This window comes from Rhizobium sp. CC1099, from assembly GCF_029714385.1.
Classification (GTDB): domain Bacteria; phylum Pseudomonadota; class Alphaproteobacteria; order Rhizobiales; family Rhizobiaceae; genus Rhizobium.
In genome coordinates, this window is record NZ_CP121642.1 from 1746651 (window position 1) to 1761533 (window position 14883).

16 protein-coding genes and 2 pseudogenes are annotated in these 14883 nt (G+C 58.6%); 9 read left to right on the forward strand and 9 right to left on the reverse strand.

All coding sequences use genetic code 11. From position 1 onward, the window contains the following. Positions 1-7 precede the first annotated feature (7 nt). Positions 8-544 (reverse strand): Spy/CpxP family protein refolding chaperone, encoded by a 537-nt coding sequence (locus QA644_RS29595; protein WP_283072741.1) that lies wholly within the window; start codon positions 542-544, stop codon positions 8-10. Positions 545-856: 312 nt separating this feature from the next. Here QA644_RS29595 and QA644_RS29600 point away from each other — a divergent pair, with 312 nt between their 5' ends. From QA644_RS29600 to QA644_RS29620, 5 genes are all read left to right on the forward strand, one after another. Beyond that, positions 857-1063, forward strand: coding sequence for a hypothetical protein (locus tag QA644_RS29600; protein ID WP_283072742.1), 207 nt, complete (start codon positions 857-859; stop codon positions 1061-1063). 830 nt (positions 1064-1893) lie between these two features. Next, complete coding sequence (locus tag QA644_RS29605; protein WP_040115879.1) at positions 1894-2154, forward strand: hypothetical protein; 261 nt, start codon at positions 1894-1896, stop codon at positions 2152-2154. 467 nt (positions 2155-2621) lie between these two features. Continuing rightward, entirely contained in the window at positions 2622-3167 is a 546-nt protein-coding gene (locus tag QA644_RS29610; RefSeq protein ID WP_283072743.1) for a GXWXG domain-containing protein, read from the forward strand. Positions 3168-3245: 78 nt separating this feature from the next. Next, a complete protein-coding gene (locus tag QA644_RS29615) occupies positions 3246-4007 on the forward strand; it encodes a hypothetical protein (RefSeq protein WP_283072744.1) in 762 nt (253 codons plus the stop codon). Between the two features lie 316 nt (positions 4008-4323). After that, a complete protein-coding gene (locus QA644_RS29620; RefSeq protein WP_074072335.1) occupies positions 4324-4767 on the forward strand; it encodes a PPC domain-containing DNA-binding protein in 444 nt (147 codons plus the stop codon). Positions 4768-5321: 554 nt separating this feature from the next. On the opposite strand, the gene istB is transcribed toward QA644_RS29620, so the two are convergent. After that, the gene (gene istB, locus QA644_RS29625; RefSeq protein WP_283072745.1) at positions 5322-6098 is read right to left on the reverse strand and encodes an IS21-like element helper ATPase IstB; all 777 of its coding nucleotides are present in this window, start codon (positions 6096-6098) and stop codon (positions 5322-5324) included. Positions 6099-6116: 18 nt separating this feature from the next. Then, a pseudogene (gene istA / locus QA644_RS29630) lies at positions 6117-7669 on the reverse strand (IS21 family transposase). Positions 7670-8013: 344 nt separating this feature from the next. Between istA and QA644_RS29635 the strand changes: the two are divergent. Together QA644_RS29635 and QA644_RS29640 are read left to right on the forward strand one after the other, a co-directional pair. After that, complete coding sequence (locus tag QA644_RS29635; RefSeq protein ID WP_283072746.1) at positions 8014-8409, forward strand: DUF1236 domain-containing protein; 396 nt, start codon at positions 8014-8016, stop codon at positions 8407-8409. 121 nt (positions 8410-8530) lie between these two features. Beyond that, a complete protein-coding gene (locus QA644_RS29640; protein WP_283072747.1) occupies positions 8531-9322 on the forward strand; it encodes a DUF1236 domain-containing protein in 792 nt (263 codons plus the stop codon). Between the two features lie 356 nt (positions 9323-9678). Here the strand turns inward: QA644_RS29640 and QA644_RS29645 are convergent, their stop codons facing one another. From QA644_RS29645 to QA644_RS29670, 6 genes and pseudogenes are all read right to left on the reverse strand, one after another. Next, entirely contained in the window at positions 9679-9918 is a 240-nt protein-coding gene (locus tag QA644_RS29645; RefSeq protein WP_283072748.1) for a hypothetical protein, read from the reverse strand. Between the two features lie 73 nt (positions 9919-9991). Then, positions 9992-10300 carry a hypothetical protein gene (locus QA644_RS29650; protein ID WP_283072749.1) on the reverse strand — a complete coding sequence of 103 codons (309 nt, stop codon included), beginning with the start codon at positions 10298-10300 and terminating at the stop codon, positions 9992-9994. Positions 10301-10603: 303 nt separating this feature from the next. After that, positions 10604-11182, reverse strand: coding sequence for an ABC transporter substrate-binding protein (locus tag QA644_RS29655; RefSeq protein ID WP_349254125.1), 579 nt, complete (start codon positions 11180-11182; stop codon positions 10604-10606). 31 nt (positions 11183-11213) lie between these two features. Then, a pseudogene (locus QA644_RS29660) lies at positions 11214-11486 on the reverse strand (alanine racemase); the annotation flags it as partial. Next, positions 11487-12962, reverse strand: a complete 1476-nt coding sequence (locus QA644_RS29665) for a M81 family metallopeptidase (RefSeq protein ID WP_239603443.1) — start codon at positions 12960-12962, stop codon at positions 11487-11489. Positions 12963-12993: 31 nt separating this feature from the next. Continuing rightward, positions 12994-13479 (reverse strand): hypothetical protein, encoded by a 486-nt coding sequence (locus tag QA644_RS29670; protein ID WP_194730791.1) that lies wholly within the window; start codon positions 13477-13479, stop codon positions 12994-12996. Positions 13480-13589: 110 nt separating this feature from the next. On the opposite strand from QA644_RS29670, the gene QA644_RS29675 reads away from it, so the two are divergent. Both QA644_RS29675 and QA644_RS29680 read left to right on the forward strand, forming a co-directional pair. After that, a complete protein-coding gene (locus tag QA644_RS29675; protein WP_074072347.1) occupies positions 13590-13979 on the forward strand; it encodes a RidA family protein in 390 nt (129 codons plus the stop codon). Positions 13980-14003: 24 nt separating this feature from the next. Then, complete coding sequence (locus QA644_RS29680) at positions 14004-14867, forward strand: MurR/RpiR family transcriptional regulator (protein WP_074072348.1); 864 nt, start codon at positions 14004-14006, stop codon at positions 14865-14867. Positions 14868-14883 lie beyond the last annotated feature (16 nt).

Below are 14883 nucleotides of genomic sequence, written 5' to 3' on the forward strand. Positions count from 1 at the left end.
CTTAGCCTTACCACCGGCCGCGACCTCTGCGCTCTTTCAAATGCTCGACGAGCTTAACGCGCTGCTCCGGCGTCAAAACTGCGGCGGCGTCGAGCAGAGCAGTCGTCATCTTGCGCGAGGCCGCGTCGATGGCCGCGACGCGCTCACTGCGCAGCTTTTCGGCGGCCGCCCGGTCTATAGAAGGAGCACCGAGGAGTTCGATAACCTGCTCACGCGTCTCGCGGAAGTCCCGGAAAGTCGGCCCGATCTCATCGCGCGCCTTGTCGATGATCTCCCAAATCTTGTCTTCCTGCTCGGACGTCACATCGATTTCGTCAAGCACGGAGCCGATTCGGTGTTCCATAAAGCCGCCACCTCCCATATGTGCGTGCATCATGTGGCCGCCCATCCCGAAGTTGAAAACATCGCTCCGCGCGGCTGCAAAACCAGCCGCGCCGACTAAAGCGACGGCTACCACGCCGCCAATCGCGGCGCGCCGCCCCCATCCTTTCGAGGCTGGTTCGCCGAAAGTCGGGCTCGCCAAGTTCTTGTCCTCGTTTTCCATCGTTAGTCTCCTTCACTGCGCAGCACCTGCTGCAATGAAGGTACGCTAACAGGGCAACGTTTCGAGTGTTCTGGGCAAATGTAAAGGAATGTAAAGCCGGAGCGCGCCGTCGCGGACAGGCTGGGCCGCAGCGATGAGATTACGTCGGCCGTCATGCCACTCGGTAAAAAATTCCTGCGCCCAAACAGACAGTTACAGCGTCAAAACGTTAAAGTATGCCGAAGTGTATTTTCGAGAAAGAAACATTAGACTAAAGTCATACGCGCTGGGGTCAACAGCAGGTAAAAGTACTATTTTTTGGGAGGAAATAGAATGTCACACAGAGTGGCCTTGAAGAAACGCGTGCTGTCTTCAAACGATCTAGACATGCTGGACGGTTTGCTCAAGGAATGGTGCGACAGTCGCCACTACGACATTTTGAACTTGGAGTCCCAAGAGGCTGCAAGGGAGTTGGTGATGTGGTTTGAGTTCGGCGTCGATAAACCCCATCAACTTCGGGAGTTGCTTGCGACGCGTTAATCAAGATGCCCGTCTGGCATTAAGCGCCAGATGGGCACATCAATCCGGCGCATGGCGTAATTTCAGTTTCCGCCCCGCAGATACTGACTGAATGAATGTCGTCGGCGGATCCGTGAGCCGTCGGCCTGTAATGGATCCAACAGGCGTCTTCCATGCTGCTCGCCAATTGAGCGAAGGGAGTTTGCGGCAGCTATCGGTTCAAACAAACGTTCGGCTTCATCGAGCCGGATGATCCTGCAAGATCAGCGGACGAGATCGTCGTCTTCCGGGAACCTACGCGTCCTGTGCGGCATTAGAAGCAGGTTGTCGCAATTGTTTCAAGGGAGGCCGAGACGTCAGGAAAGAAGAAGAGCGTCCGCTCCAGCGCCGCTCCCGTTCGGCCACATCGCCTTCGCCCGAAGCGAGGGGCACGATTCCGCGTGTTCGAAAAAGCCAATCGCCAAGCCATGAAGATTGCCTGGCTTGTCGTTATCACTTTTGTTGCCGCCATCGCATTGCATGCCTTGTTGACATGATCAACATTGGTTGCACATGCCATCGAGCCGTTAGCTGGTTGGCAACACGTCCATCCCAGATCAAAGAAATGCCCCGATGCAGGTGGATGCGGGTGGAATAGCGTCTCACGCAAGTGCCTCGGCTAAAGTCCTAACTTTCCCAGATAAGTGATTGAGATCAGAATATTTTGTCGGATCAGGTCGATGCAAGAAGCGCGGCCAACTTCCCCAATTCCGACGGTTCGGGTCTCATTGTACAAAAGAAGGTCAGACTCCTCCCATTGGCGATTTTATGGCAGTATTAGCGATGCCTTAAATGAAAGGGAGGAAACACTCGTGTCTCTGATAACAAAACTGCCAGCAGGCCAAACTGTCCTTGAGTTCGAGGGGCACAAGTTCTGGGTTGATATTACGGAGAAACCGAAATTTGAAATGAGAGTTGGGATGGTGCCAGAAGGTGATGATCCAGAACTGGTAGTGAAACTCATGGCCGCTCTGGAGGAAGGGAGTAAATGGAAGAAGAATAAAGACGGTTCTTGGAAGTGCGTCGATGAAAGTGGGTCGGCAACTGACGGCATGCACAGAACGAAGCACTGAAAAAAGGCAACCGCCCGCCTTGGCGAGATGGGCGTCCGAAAGTACGTCCTCGGCCAGAAAATCAGCAGCATCAGGGTGATGATATCGGCGAATTATTGGCATTCCCTATTGCATCAGAACCACTGCATGGCGTCCGTTCCTTCGATTGATACCGAAGGACGAGCCCGTTGTGATCCAAGACATACGTTTTCCTTCTGGCGAACCGTCGCGAGGCATTCGAATGTCGCCTATTCGTAGCATTCTCTCCCGGGGCAGCAGGTTTAACCGACCATGGTCCCGGTGGTTGGTGCAGATTGAAGTCCGTGTCGGGGTCGGACAACCCATGTCACGAGACAAGTCGAAGAGCTGCTGCGCGATCAGGTGCGCGACCGCCCCTTCCCTCTGGGCCGTTGCGTGGGCGCTCCACCTTGAAGTGCGCGAGGCTCCATGAATGTGGAACTTCCGGACCTTCTTCTCATTTGATCGAGATGAGCATCCGAGAACGAGATTCCATGCGAGGCGACCAGCAGCAGGAAATGGCCTCCTGGTTGCGGTCACTGGAGCCTGTCCAACCGAAGGACATGATCGGACTTTGGAAAGGCGTCGGCCTTCCGTCGGGACATCCGCTGGACGGCGTCCTCGAGAACTTGCACTGGTTCGGAAAGCGCTTCCATGCCGACATGCGGGCGGACGCTTTGCTCTTCCAACGGCCGCCCGGACGGCTTGTGTCGATTGATCCCCGCTATATCCCCATCGGGCTCGCGATCAAGGCGGCACCGTTGGGACGAACGGCTGTTGCTCGGAAGCTGTTTTTGCACCTTCAGCAGGCGTTGCGCGCAAAAGGTACGACAGCTTCGATAACGCTCCAAATATTCGAACAAGTCGAAAGCGCGGCAATGATCTACGACAAGCAGCCCATCGTGGACCACTTCCGGCTTGTAAGACATGATGAACTAGTCGGGATGATGTGCGTGCGCGGCGACTCGTGCCGGTATTTCTTCAGGCTTCGGAAAGTGAACGAGGCAGGCATGTAACGCACGGCTTGGACTGCGCCGTCTGGAACATTGTCGGGCTCGGACCGTTCGCAGGAAGAGCAGCAATCGGAGGATCACATGAGCAATCTTTACAATGAAAGCGACCCCGCGGTCTCGGGCGAACCGGCAAAAACCATGCTGACTGCGTTCTTTGACTCTCGAAGCGAAGCGGAGGATGCCGTCGAGCGCCTCAAAGAGGCAGGCGTCGCCCACGTCCGGCTGATGCCGGGATACGAAGCCGATGCCGAGAAGGCTAAAGTCGAAAGCGACGATCGCGGAGGTTTCTGGCCTCAACTCGGAGACTGGCTCCTTCCGGACGAGGACCGTGCCGTCTATGCCGAAGGACTTCGACGCGGTGGCTTCCTGGTGTCCGCTTCGGTGGACGAGGCCACCTACGACACCGCCCACGACATACTCGACGATGAAGGAGCAATCGACATGGACGAGCGCGCCGACCTTTGGCGCAGCGAAGGCTGGAACGTCCTGAAGCCGAACGAGACATATGTCGAGGCGAGATATGATCGGAACCGTCTCGGAGAAGCGAATCGCGACCAGCAGATCTCCGGCTCTCGCGACGATGTGTTCGAAGCCGACGCCGCCGCGGGGTCTGCTACGGTCGCAGGTCACTACATGAGAAGCGGCGAACCTACGCCTTCGCGCGTGCGCGCCTATGGGCTCGATGAGGAAGTTCGCGTGGACGAACATATGCGCGACGACATCCTTCCGACCGGTCATCAGCGAACGGTCGCCGAGGGACAGGATCCAGCCGACCGCGAACCTCGTCAGAGCCAGGACATGGACGGCCTGCGTCAGGAGCAAAGCTTCCCACGCAGCCGATAAGCGCGGACGAGATGATCGACGCTGGTCGGCGCAGGTCGGTGCCGTCGGAGACGCCACAGGGGCCGGACGTTTGTGCCGTCCCTCCTTCATTTTATGAGTTATGAGCTGGTCACTGGCGTTCATATGGCGTCGACGGCTACGGGCATCGCGACCCCCTGACGCTATCACATGTGCAGCGGATAGAAGATGCTTCAGCCACTGCCGAGACCTCGACATCTTGAGGCATTGGTCACTATGCAGCTCGTTAAGGAGCGCGACGCGGAGCGTGTCCGTGACCGACATTGACGAAAACCTCATTCTTCAAAGGAGAATCCCAATGAAGAGCAAGGAACTTGACGAAAGTGATCCGTGGCGCGAGCGCAACTTCGTGCTGGTCCTGGACGACGGCGAAGAGGCGTTCGAAGCAATCACGCGCTTCGCCGAGGAGCAAAAGGTCGGCGGCGCGTCGCTAACCGCCATCGGGGCCTTCCGTAGCGCCACGCTCGGCTTCTTCGAGTTCGCGACGAAGAACTACAAGGAGATCCCGGTTGAGGAACAGACCGAGGTCCTAAGTGCTATTGGAGACATTGCTATCGGCGACGACGGCAAGGCCAGCCTCCACATGCATGTGGTCCTCGGCCGGTCAGACGGAGCCACCCGGGGCGGCCATTTTATCAAGGGCACCGTTCATCCTACCCTCGAGATCATCATCCGCGAAAGCGCAGTCGGCTTCCGCCGCCGAAAGCGCGAAGACCTCGGTATCGCGCTGATCGACCTGTAGACGGTGGTCTGGAGCAGCCGATCACGAGCAGGGGCTTTTTCTTTGTCTCGGAACTTTATCTTCGCCTGGATGTTTATGGCGGTCACGCTTTTCATATACCCACCAGTCGCTGAATCTGCGTGATCTGCAGTGCTGCGGGCATGACCCTTGGCACTCAGCTGATGGCTTGGACTCGCCTTCGACCTCTCATTAGACGAGCCCTTGTCAGACGAGCCCTTGTCGCAATATGTTTCGTGAAATGCTTGCCCACGCTTCGGCGGGTTTTTTGTTGAGTCTCAGGGTGTTGGAGAACCAACCATGCTGAGCTTGCTTAGCCCCGCCGCAATACACCCGAAAGCCGTCGCTCAAACACCTTGATGGAACCCTCGCCATGAAGATTGTGGTTGCTCTCAAAAATACATCTCCCTGGCATCAATACCGCTAAACTTGATCGCAGGTGATGGAGACCTGCGGATTTCGGATTAACGGGACATCGATTCCGGTAAATCCCGGACAGTCGTTTCACTAAATCGCGGACAGTCTCGGGGGATCGACTTTCGTTCGCCTGGTTGATGTCATGGGTTATTGATTTCGGCGTTTCGCGCTTCGGTCAAGAGCGGTCGTGGTTTTTGCTTCCTCATGCTGTCTTTTTCGAGTGCAATTCGATGGGCGTTATGGACGATGCGGTCGAGGATGGCGTCAGCGATCGTCGGCTCCCCGATCATCTCGTGCCACTGCGCCACGGGGAGTTGGGCGGTGATCAGAGTGGATTTCCGGCGGTAGCGCTCTTCGAAGATTTCCAGGAGATCGAGCCGCTGCTGATCGCTGAGCGCATGGGTTCCCCAGTCATCGAGGATGAGCAATTGAACACGCGCGAGCTTGTCGACCAATCGAGGGAACCGACCGTCGAGGCGCGCCAGCGCCAAATCCTCGAAGAGACGGGGCATCCGGACATAGAGAACGGAATAATCGAGGCGGGCCGCCTGCCGTCCGATGGCGCAGGCAAGCCAGGTTTTGCCCGTTCCCGTTTGTCCGGTCAGGATCAAGTGCTCATGGGCTTTGAGCCATTCGCCTTGGGCCAGGGTGAGAAGCTGTCGGCGGTCAAGGCCGCGATGGGCGGCGAAGTCGATGTTCTCGATGCAAGCGTCGGGGAAGCGCAGTTTGGCGATTGCAAGCCGGCTGGTCAGGCGCTTGTCGCCGCGCACGGCCATCTCCCGGTCGAGCATCAGGCCCAGCCATTCATCGCGGTTGAGATCGCTGCCCTCGGGCTGATTGGCCAGTTCGCGATAAGCTGCCGCCATGCCGGATAGACCGAGTGCGTGCATCTGGTCGAGGGTTGGATGTGTGAGCATGTGAGTGTCTTCCTTTCTTCACTGGTAATAGGAGCTGCCGCGGATGTTGCCGTGCGCTGGGGCGGGCTTGACCGGCTCGGCGACGGGCGGAGCCTGATCGAGGCCGGATTTGAGGATGGTGCTGACGGAGGAATAGCTGAGCGCATTGATCGTCAGTGCCCGATCGCACGCCGCCTCAAGACGCTCAGGCCCGTACCGGCGCGCGAGCGATAGAACGCCTTGAGCGGCGCGGTATCCCTGCTGGGGATGGGGCCTGTCGCGCATCAGCCGCTCGATCAGGATCGCCGTGCTGCGACCAATCTTTGCGGCCTGCTTCACAAGGCTTGCCGGTGTGGTGTTGGCATAATGCTGATGCGTTTTGGGCATGTGCTCGTTGACGGTGACATGACCAGCTCGCTGCGACGTCCGGCGGTGGCTGGCGACACGTTGGTGATCGTGGAATATCTCGACGATCCGGCTTGTGAGCCGGACATCGACCTGGCGGCCGATCAGACGATGGGGAACGGAATAGAAGCACTTGTCGACCTCGACATGATAGTCGGGATGAACCTTTGCCGATTTCCATTCGGAATATTCGAATGGAGTTGCCGGCAAGGGTGCGAGCGCGTCTTCCTCGATTTCCTCGAAGAGCTGACGTCGGGATTTGCCAACCCGTCGCATCGGCCGGTTGTTGAGATCGTTGAGAAGCTGGCTGATCCGCACGTTGAGATCGACGAGGCTGAAGAAGCGGTCGTTTCTCAGCCGCGCCAGGATCCAGCGCTCAACGATGAGAACGCTGCCTTCGACCTTTGCCTTGTCCTTCGGCCGTTTTGGACGGGTCGGCAGGATCGTCGTGTCGTAATGCTCGGCGAACGCTGCAAAAGTGGCGTTGATGTCGGCTCAAACCACAAGGGCTTGGCAACGCCGGCCTTGAGGTTGTCGCAGACGATCGCTTTCGTCACGCCACCGAAGAAGCTCAGTGCCCGTTGCTGACCCTCGATCCAGTCCGGCAGCCGTTGAGTGAAGCTTGCATAGGCGAAGGTGTACAAGGAGGCGGGCAGAACGGCGACGAAGATCTGCGCCAGCCGGATCTCGCCCGTCGCCGGATCGATCACCGGCACGGTGTGGCCGGCGTAGTCGGTCTGCATCGCCGCGCCGGCAATGTGGCGATTGCGGAAGGTGGCGCTGGCGCGCTGTTCGAAAGCGGCGAAACGCTCACAGAACCATGTATATCCATAACCGTTGGGGTGCCGTCCGCGATATTCCTGCCACAACAGCGTCAGCGTCACGCCCTTTCGCTTCAGTTCGCTGGCGATCTTGCCCCAGTCGGGCTCGTGCATGTCCTGGGGCGGGCGGCCGCGACGATGGAACAGGCGGCGCTGCAAAACAGCGTCCTCGTCAAGCCCAGGCGGCAACGGCCAGCCCGTCAGCCCGGCCTCACGCGCCCGCAGTAGGTAGGTTGAAATGGTCGTTTTGCTGATCTTCAGCCGTTCCGATATCGCACGAACGGAAAGGCCCTGTTCGTGCGTCAGTCTCAATATCGATCGAATGTCCTTCACACTCGTAAGCCTCGCCTGCTTCCGTCTCGCCATTCACCGCACCCCTTTCAAATCGGGGTCCAGAATGGCAAGACGGCGCGTGCGAAAGTCGATCTCTTTATCGCCGAAAGACTGTCCGGGATTTACCGGAATCGCTGTCCGGGAATTAGCGGAAATGCTGTCCCGGATTTAGTGAAATCGCTGTCCGGGATTTAATGGGATCCCTGTCCGCGAATTACCGAAACCCGCAGGAGACCAACCAGCTTCCGCAAATGAACTCAATCAGACCAAAGTCTTGAGTGCTTCAGGCCAATGGTCTGATGGAGGGAACTGCTGCGTTGTGCTGTCGTTTGCTCACCTGTGAGGCTGCCAAGACAGCCACGGAAATGGAGAAGAAAATGTATAGCAAGATTCTCGTCTCTACCACTGCGATCGCCCTCATGTCGGGTGCTGCCTTTGCAGGATCCTCGACGGTTAACGGCGCGGTTGGCGGTGCAGCCACAGGCGCAATCGTCGGCGGTCCCGCCGGCGCCGCAATCGGTGGCGCAGCAGGTGCGGTCGTCGGGACTCTACTCGATCCGCCGCCGCCGAAGGTTGTGACCTATGTGCGCGAAGCGCCTCCTCAGTCAGGCACCGTCGTCATAAAGGAGAAGGTTGTCGTCGGACAGCCGCTGCCTGAAGCCGTCGTAGTCACTCCGGTGCCCGATGACCCGACATACGCCTACGCTGTGGTCAACGACCAGCGTGTGATCGTGGAGCCTTCCTCGCGCAAGGTCATCCAGATCGTCAACTGACGACAAGGTTGGACCCGGCATGCCGGGTCCAACCTGCTAACTCAAACCAAATCGACACCACAAGGACGTCGTGCTGCGACGCCCTCTGGCGCGGCACGTCCTCGGCCAGGGAGTTAAAGCTATGAACCGCAAGATCCTACCTGTCCTGATCGCCTCGCTCGCGCTCGGCGCGTCGCCAGTTGGTCTGCTTTCCGCAGCCGCGCAGGATGCAACTCCGATATTGCCCAAGAAGGGCACGACGCAAGGCGAGCAGCCGCAATCCGGCACATCGCAGCAGCCGTCTGGCGCAGAAGCGCCAAGCAACGGTTCGGGTCAAGAAGCCCCGTCCGGAGGAACGGGCGACGCCTCAACCGTCCAACCCGATAGCGGAGGAACGGGAACATCCGGCTCATCTTCGCAAGGTACTGGTCAGCCTACCACTCAACAGCAAGACACAACGAAACCTGCCGACGGATCCACTTCGCAGCAGGCGCCTGCATCCGGCAGCGAGAGCGGAAAGAGTTCGACGAAGAGCTCCGGCGAAACAACTTCGCCTGATGGAAAAGCCACATCCGATAAGCCGTCTGACGCCACAGGATCGGGCGACGCTGGCACGACGGGTGGGGGCACGTCGACGGGAACGTCCGGTCAATCCACTTCCACTAAGACTGAAACCGATGTCAACATCTCTGTCGAACAGAAGACTGAGATCCAGAAGGTCGTGAAGGAAGTCAATGTCGAGCCGGTTCGCGAAGTCGACTTCACGGTTGAAGTTGGCACAGCCATACCAAAGACGATCCGACTTGAGCCGCTGCCGCCGCGGATCGTCAAGATCGTCCCGCAATATGAAGGCTATCGCTTCTTCATCCTGGCAGATGGCAGGATCATCATCGTCGAACCCTCGACGTTCAAGATCGTCTACATCATTGTCTGAATGGCCCCGACTTCCCCCGGCGGCAAGTCCGCCGGGGGGCAAGAGAAGACCATCTTATGCGACGAAGCAAAGGCTAGTGATATGGGATTTCCACTCGCGGTGATCGCAGCGGCCATCGTAGCTATCGTTCTTGCACTAATGGTGCTCGGTGATCCGGCAGAGAAGGCGCCGAGCCGTGTCTTTGTGCAACAGGCTCTGCATCATCAAGTGACGCGCTCTCCGTGACGCTTAGGGGCTTGGACGCCTCAGCTTCTGCTGCTCGCCAGGCCGTCCAGAACTCGCGAGGTCGGCCATAGCCCTAAAATGGAGATCGCGTCGCTTGGTTTGAGTCCGCGTCCGCCAGCTCGGCTTCGGCATCAATGGCGAAAGGGCGAACCGTCCTCAGCGGCAACATCAGGATAAAGTTGGCGCCGGAGCGTCTCCAGTGCTCTGACCTTTCGAAGCTCGCGCTGCACAGTCTCGGCCGTAACATCGCGCCAGGCTGCGCCATCCGGTTGGTCCCATACCCTTCCGCCGGATGCCAGAAATTCGCAAAAGGCCTGCGCCGAGCGAAGGCGGCTGCTAAGTTCGACATAGTGGTTAGTGTAGGCGTCCATGAGAACTCCGTCAGCATAACGCGCGCGCCTGTAAAAACGACGTCCCCGTCATTCGCTGCGCTGACACTTCGCCTTAGTGCAGCACAGTCGGCGGCAGGCGAACGATGCTCGTAATCGTCTCGAGCAGCTCAACGAACTGGTCGAGGACCATTCCAAAATTCTTGTCATCCATCCGCGCTATCTCCGGGATCGTGTCGTAAGTGCGCGCAACAAGGCAGTCGAGGCCCGTGCTGCTGGCAAACGGGCTTTCGGAAAAGTCGCTCGTTCGAACCGCGTGCAGTTCATCCACAATCCGGCGAACAAGACGCTCGCGATCCTTAATTGAAAGGCTCAACAGTTCTTTCCGCGCATCGCGAATTTCGGTGATGATACCGTGGGACATGAGCCTCCCCGATCTAAACGTGGCGGCAGCGCGCCTTGCGTGTAGCCGCACTGTAGCAGCTCCTTCGCGACTAGACGTCGGACCTTGGTCTGATCGCACCCTTCGCTTAAGAGCTAGCCCCGCCTTGTCCGCAGGCCAGCTGCTTTGGAAGCCATGTGAGCCCGAGGGACTGATCGCCGCTCTCTCGCGCTGCTATCCGCTCGTTTGAACGTTCATCCAGCGCGGCACGACACGTACAGACCAGTGCTTCATAATGGTGGCGAGACCTTCGGTCGCAGAGGAGAAACGATCGTTTCTTTCGCCTCAGCGACCGAGAGGCCCTACCCACGCGTCACGCCAGCGCCTCTTGGAGGTAAGAATTATCAAAGAACCAACGGCCGACATCCGTGTGCCTTCGTCTAGCAATCCCGCTTGGATCATCAGGTCGATCGTGGTTGCAATTGCCCTTTCGGGAATGGCCAGGCCGTTCGGCCACATGCCCATGTCACGCATGTAGCGCAGCCCGCGACGGGCAAGATCGGCGTCATCCGGCACCGTGATGCGCTGGAAGATCGGCAACGCAATTTCTTCCTCCTGCGAGGGATCGTTGGTAATCAGATAGGCTTCGGCCAAAGCCTTCAAGAGCTTCCCGACAGTCTCGCTATTCAATTCGAGCCAACTTTTCTTCGCGATAAGCGCGGCAAACAGGATTTCCGGTATGACGTCGTTGATCTCTCCGATCAGATTGTACCCGGCGCTTTCAGCGATGAAGTTCCAGGGGGCGGGTTGCGGTGCGCAATCAATGTCGCCAGCCTGAAGCGCCGCCCAGCGCGTCGTATGAACGCCGGCAAGAACAAATTCATAGTCACCTGGGTACTTGAGTCCTTCGCGGGAAAGCAGCATCTGCGTGTAGATCGCTGTGCCCTCGGTTAGTGTCTTCGAAGCCCGCTGCTGCAAAAACCTCGGCTTCGGAGATCTTCTGGCAATTGATGCCTTTGGCTCCGGCGGCGACCTGCGCTGCGGCAAGCGCCGGGATCTTGTGGGTCTTGATATGCGGACGGAAACGCAGGCCGTGCGCATCCATGTAGGATTGCACCCGGCTGATGTTTGCCGCCATCCGGTCTTCATCGACGATCGGTCGCGGCGTAGAAAGATCCGCAATCCTGTCGCCTACCTCGGCGACAACGGCAAACCGGTTTTCCTGCATCTACGCAGCTCCACGTTCATTTCCATGAGGATCGGCGATCATCGGCCAGATATTTCTCGGTGCCCGGCGATAGGGCGTCTTGGCCGGATTGTTCGGATAAGGCGTCCCCGCGGAACAATAGAGGATCTCGGCGGCGATCTTCGAAAACGACGCGAAGAAGTGGTTCGTAGATTTGATGACCAGGATCCTCTTCTTCGTCGGATCAATGCCCATGACCGTAAAGAGGCTGGCATCAAAGCTCTGGGCACGCGTTGAGTTCAAGATGATGTCGATGCCGTTGAGAACCACATGAGCGGCATCGCCGAAGGGTGCCAGGCTCTCGCCGAACTGCATCTCGGCATCCTTCACAAGCTTGACGACCGTCACGGTACCATCGATCGGATTTCCGGTGCCGGGCGCCGATTTCGCGCCGAAGCGAAGCGGAATTTCCGCGCCCTCGCCTGCCGCAAAACAGATCTGCACCGCCATCGGGTCCCAGATCGTGCCGATCGCCGTATCCGTCGCCCCATGGCTCATCAGTTCTTCGAGGATGACCGTAGCATCGCCCGCGGTACCGCCGCCCGGATTGTCCCAGACATCGGCGATGACAACCGGCCAGGCGGTGGCGGCCAGAGCACGCGCGACCGCCTCCTTCTCGTTTATCTGAGGTGCCATGAAGGTTCCGCGCTTGGAGAACAGCTCAAGCCCGAGGTCGCGGGCCAGCGCTGCCCCCTTTTCCGGCTTGCCATCCGTCACCACCAGCATTTTCGTTCCCATTTCGGGAACGTCGCCGACCATGAAGCCATGGATCACGGAAATCGACAGGACATCCGGGTCGTCCCTTTCGATCTCGATGATCTTGTCGACGAAGGAGCGCATGGGTTCGCGCGACGTGGGGAAGACGTCGATCATGCGGCAATCGAAGACGGAAACGGCAGGCTTTACCCTGCCTTCAAGCGTATCGACGGCAATGCGCCACAGATCTTCGGCGCGGTCGACGAAATCCGTGTGCGGGAATTCCTTGAAGTAGACGGCGAAGTCGAGGGCCGCCACGCGTTTGGCGGTCAGATGGCTGTGCGGGTCGAGTTCGGCGCAGACGAGAATATCGGGTCCCACGATCTCGCGGATGCGCGCAAGGATGTCGCCTTCGGTATCTTCGTAGCCCGCCGCCACCATGGCTCCGTGCAGCCCGAGGACCACCGCGTCAACTGGCATTGCAGCGGCAAGCTGAGCCAGTATCTCGTCGCGCAAATCTTCATAGGTGGAACGGTTGACGAGCCCGGCCGGATCCGCCCAGGTTGCCGTTCCTTCAATCAGCTCCCAGCCCTTTGCAGCAGCGATCCGCCTGCCGACGGTGATCGGCGCGGTGCAAAGTGTCGGCGTTTCAGGATGCTGTCCCGGCGGTGCGTAAAGCGAAGCCTCGAAAGCCCGCCGGTCGACACAAATCGGTGAGAAGGTGTTGGTCTCGGTCGCCAGAGCCGCCGTGAAAATGCGCAAATGATTGGCCTTTTATGTTGTCGACACCGCTTCAACCCATCGGATTCGGCAGATAGCCGGTGAACCCGCAGATCTTCCAGCGCCCCTCGTGAAGCCGGCAGTAATAGAGCGTCTGCCACTGCATGACATCGCGGCTGCCGTCGGTCTTGGCGATGCCGCCATCAAATTTCTTGCGCACCAGGGCCGTGTCGCCTTCGATCTCGATATCTTCCAGCGTGGTCGTCGAAAAGATCGCGGTGCGCGCGTCCTCCGCCAGGCTTTCCTTGCCAAATTCCTTGGCCTGCCGCAGCCATTCGTCGCGATAGGCGGCAAGCGTCGGAAAGGCAAGACGCCATTTGTCCGGGCTCACCTGCTTGCGACCATCGATCCCGATGAAACCATCTTCCACGAAGTCGTTTTCAACCATGGACCAATCGGCAGCCAAAAACGCGTCGATATCGCGCGGAACGAGCATCTCCCAGATGGAATGCCGGGCTGTGTCGGACGAAGGGAAGGGATTCTTGAAAGGATCGCGCATGTTCGCCCTTTATTTAAATTCTTTTCATAAATTGCGTTTTTCACTGGCCAAATTCTGCTTTCTATGGTCACTTGTCAACTTATCAAGAAAATAATTTGCAAGGATCCGGAATGTCCATCAAGCGCTATGGCACTGTTCAAACCGGCGCCGGCGGCAAGTCTCTGCCGTTTGCGCGCGCCGTCGAAGCCGATGGCTGGCTTTATGTTTCCGGTCAGGTTGCAATGGAAAGCGGCGAGATCGTCGAGGGCAACATCATCGCCCAGACGCATAAGACAATTGCCAATGTGCTGGCGATCCTCAAAGAGTCCGGTTACGGCGTCGAGGATGTCGTGCGCGTCGGCGTCTGGCTCGACGACCCACGCGATTTCTGGACGTTCAACAAGATCTATCAGGAATATTTCGGCGAGCACCCCCCGGCACGCGCCTGCGTGCAATCTTCAATGATGGTGGATTGCAAGGTGGAGATCGACTGCGTCGCCTATAAGAAAAAAGACCAGTAAGGACGCCATCACCGGGAGGATCGCTTGGATATCTTTTCCACATTGCAGGAAGACAAGGGCCGCCTCTCTCCCTCGGAGAACCGGATTGCCGAAATCATCGTCAACGATTTCGAATTTGCCGTGAACGCCTCCATCATCGAGCTTGCGGAGAAGGCCGAGGTCTCGCCGCCGACCGTCACGCGCTTCTGCCGCCGTCTCGGCTGCGAAAGCTTCTCTGACTTCAAGGTCCAACTCGCCCGCACGGCGCATATCGGCGTCCGTTATCTGAAGCCCGAGTCCAAAAGCAGCGATCCCGCCGACGTTGCGCAGGACATCATCACCAAGGCCCAGAACGCGCTGTTCCTCCTGCACCGTTCGCTTGACATCGCCGCAATCGAACGCGCCGCCGACCGGATCGCCAAGGCGGATATGATCTATGCCTTCGGTTCGGGTGGCAACTCCTCGATGATCGCCGACGAATTCCAGAACCGCCTCTTTCGCCTAGGACTGCGCATCACGGCAAGTTCGGACCACAGCATGCAGCTGATGATGGCGGCGGCAGCGCGCGCGGGCGACGTGCTGATCGGCTCGTCCTTTTCGGGGCGCAATGCCGAGCTCGTTCGCGCTTTCGGGCTGGCGCGCGAAGCCAAAGTCACGACGATTGCACTGACGCAGACCGGAAGCCCGGTGGCAGCGGCGGCCGAGATCGTGGTGCCGATCGACCTGCCGGAAGGAAACAATATATTCCGCCCTACCTCGACCCGCATCGCCTATATCGCAACCGTCGACATCATCGCGAGCCTTGTCGCCTATGCCATCCAGCCGAAGGCGGCGGTAACGCTAAGACGTATCAAGCAACAATTGGTCGCGCACCGCGACGGCGACGACCGTCAGCTCCTCGGAGACTGAGGACGTGCAAAAGGAA

What these genes read in the sequence shown, in the direction of transcription:
- QA644_RS29595 (WP_283072741.1), bottom strand. Translation starts at nt 544, where the DNA reads ATGGAAAACGAGGACAAGAACTTGGCGAGCCCGACTTTCGGCGAACCA.
- QA644_RS29600 (WP_283072742.1), top strand. Translation starts at nt 857, where the DNA reads ATGTCACACAGAGTGGCCTTGAAGAAACGCGTGCTGTCTTCAAACGAT.
- QA644_RS29610 (WP_283072743.1), top strand. Translation starts at nt 2,622, where the DNA reads ATGAGCATCCGAGAACGAGATTCCATGCGAGGCGACCAGCAGCAGGAA.
- QA644_RS29615 (WP_283072744.1), top strand. Translation starts at nt 3,246, where the DNA reads ATGAGCAATCTTTACAATGAAAGCGACCCCGCGGTCTCGGGCGAACCG.
- QA644_RS29620 (WP_074072335.1), top strand. Translation starts at nt 4,324, where the DNA reads ATGAAGAGCAAGGAACTTGACGAAAGTGATCCGTGGCGCGAGCGCAAC.
- istB (WP_283072745.1), bottom strand. Translation starts at nt 6,098, where the DNA reads ATGCTCACACATCCAACCCTCGACCAGATGCACGCACTCGGTCTATCC.
- QA644_RS29635 (WP_283072746.1), top strand. Translation starts at nt 8,014, where the DNA reads ATGTATAGCAAGATTCTCGTCTCTACCACTGCGATCGCCCTCATGTCG.
- QA644_RS29640 (WP_283072747.1), top strand. Translation starts at nt 8,531, where the DNA reads ATGAACCGCAAGATCCTACCTGTCCTGATCGCCTCGCTCGCGCTCGGC.
- QA644_RS29645 (WP_283072748.1), bottom strand. Translation starts at nt 9,918, where the DNA reads ATGGACGCCTACACTAACCACTATGTCGAACTTAGCAGCCGCCTTCGC.
- QA644_RS29650 (WP_283072749.1), bottom strand. Translation starts at nt 10,300, where the DNA reads ATGTCCCACGGTATCATCACCGAAATTCGCGATGCGCGGAAAGAACTG.
- QA644_RS29655 (WP_349254125.1), bottom strand. Translation starts at nt 11,182, where the DNA reads ATGCTGCTTTCCCGCGAAGGACTCAAGTACCCAGGTGACTATGAATTT.
- QA644_RS29670 (WP_194730791.1), bottom strand. Translation starts at nt 13,479, where the DNA reads ATGCGCGATCCTTTCAAGAATCCCTTCCCTTCGTCCGACACAGCCCGG.
- QA644_RS29675 (WP_074072347.1), top strand. Translation starts at nt 13,590, where the DNA reads ATGTCCATCAAGCGCTATGGCACTGTTCAAACCGGCGCCGGCGGCAAG.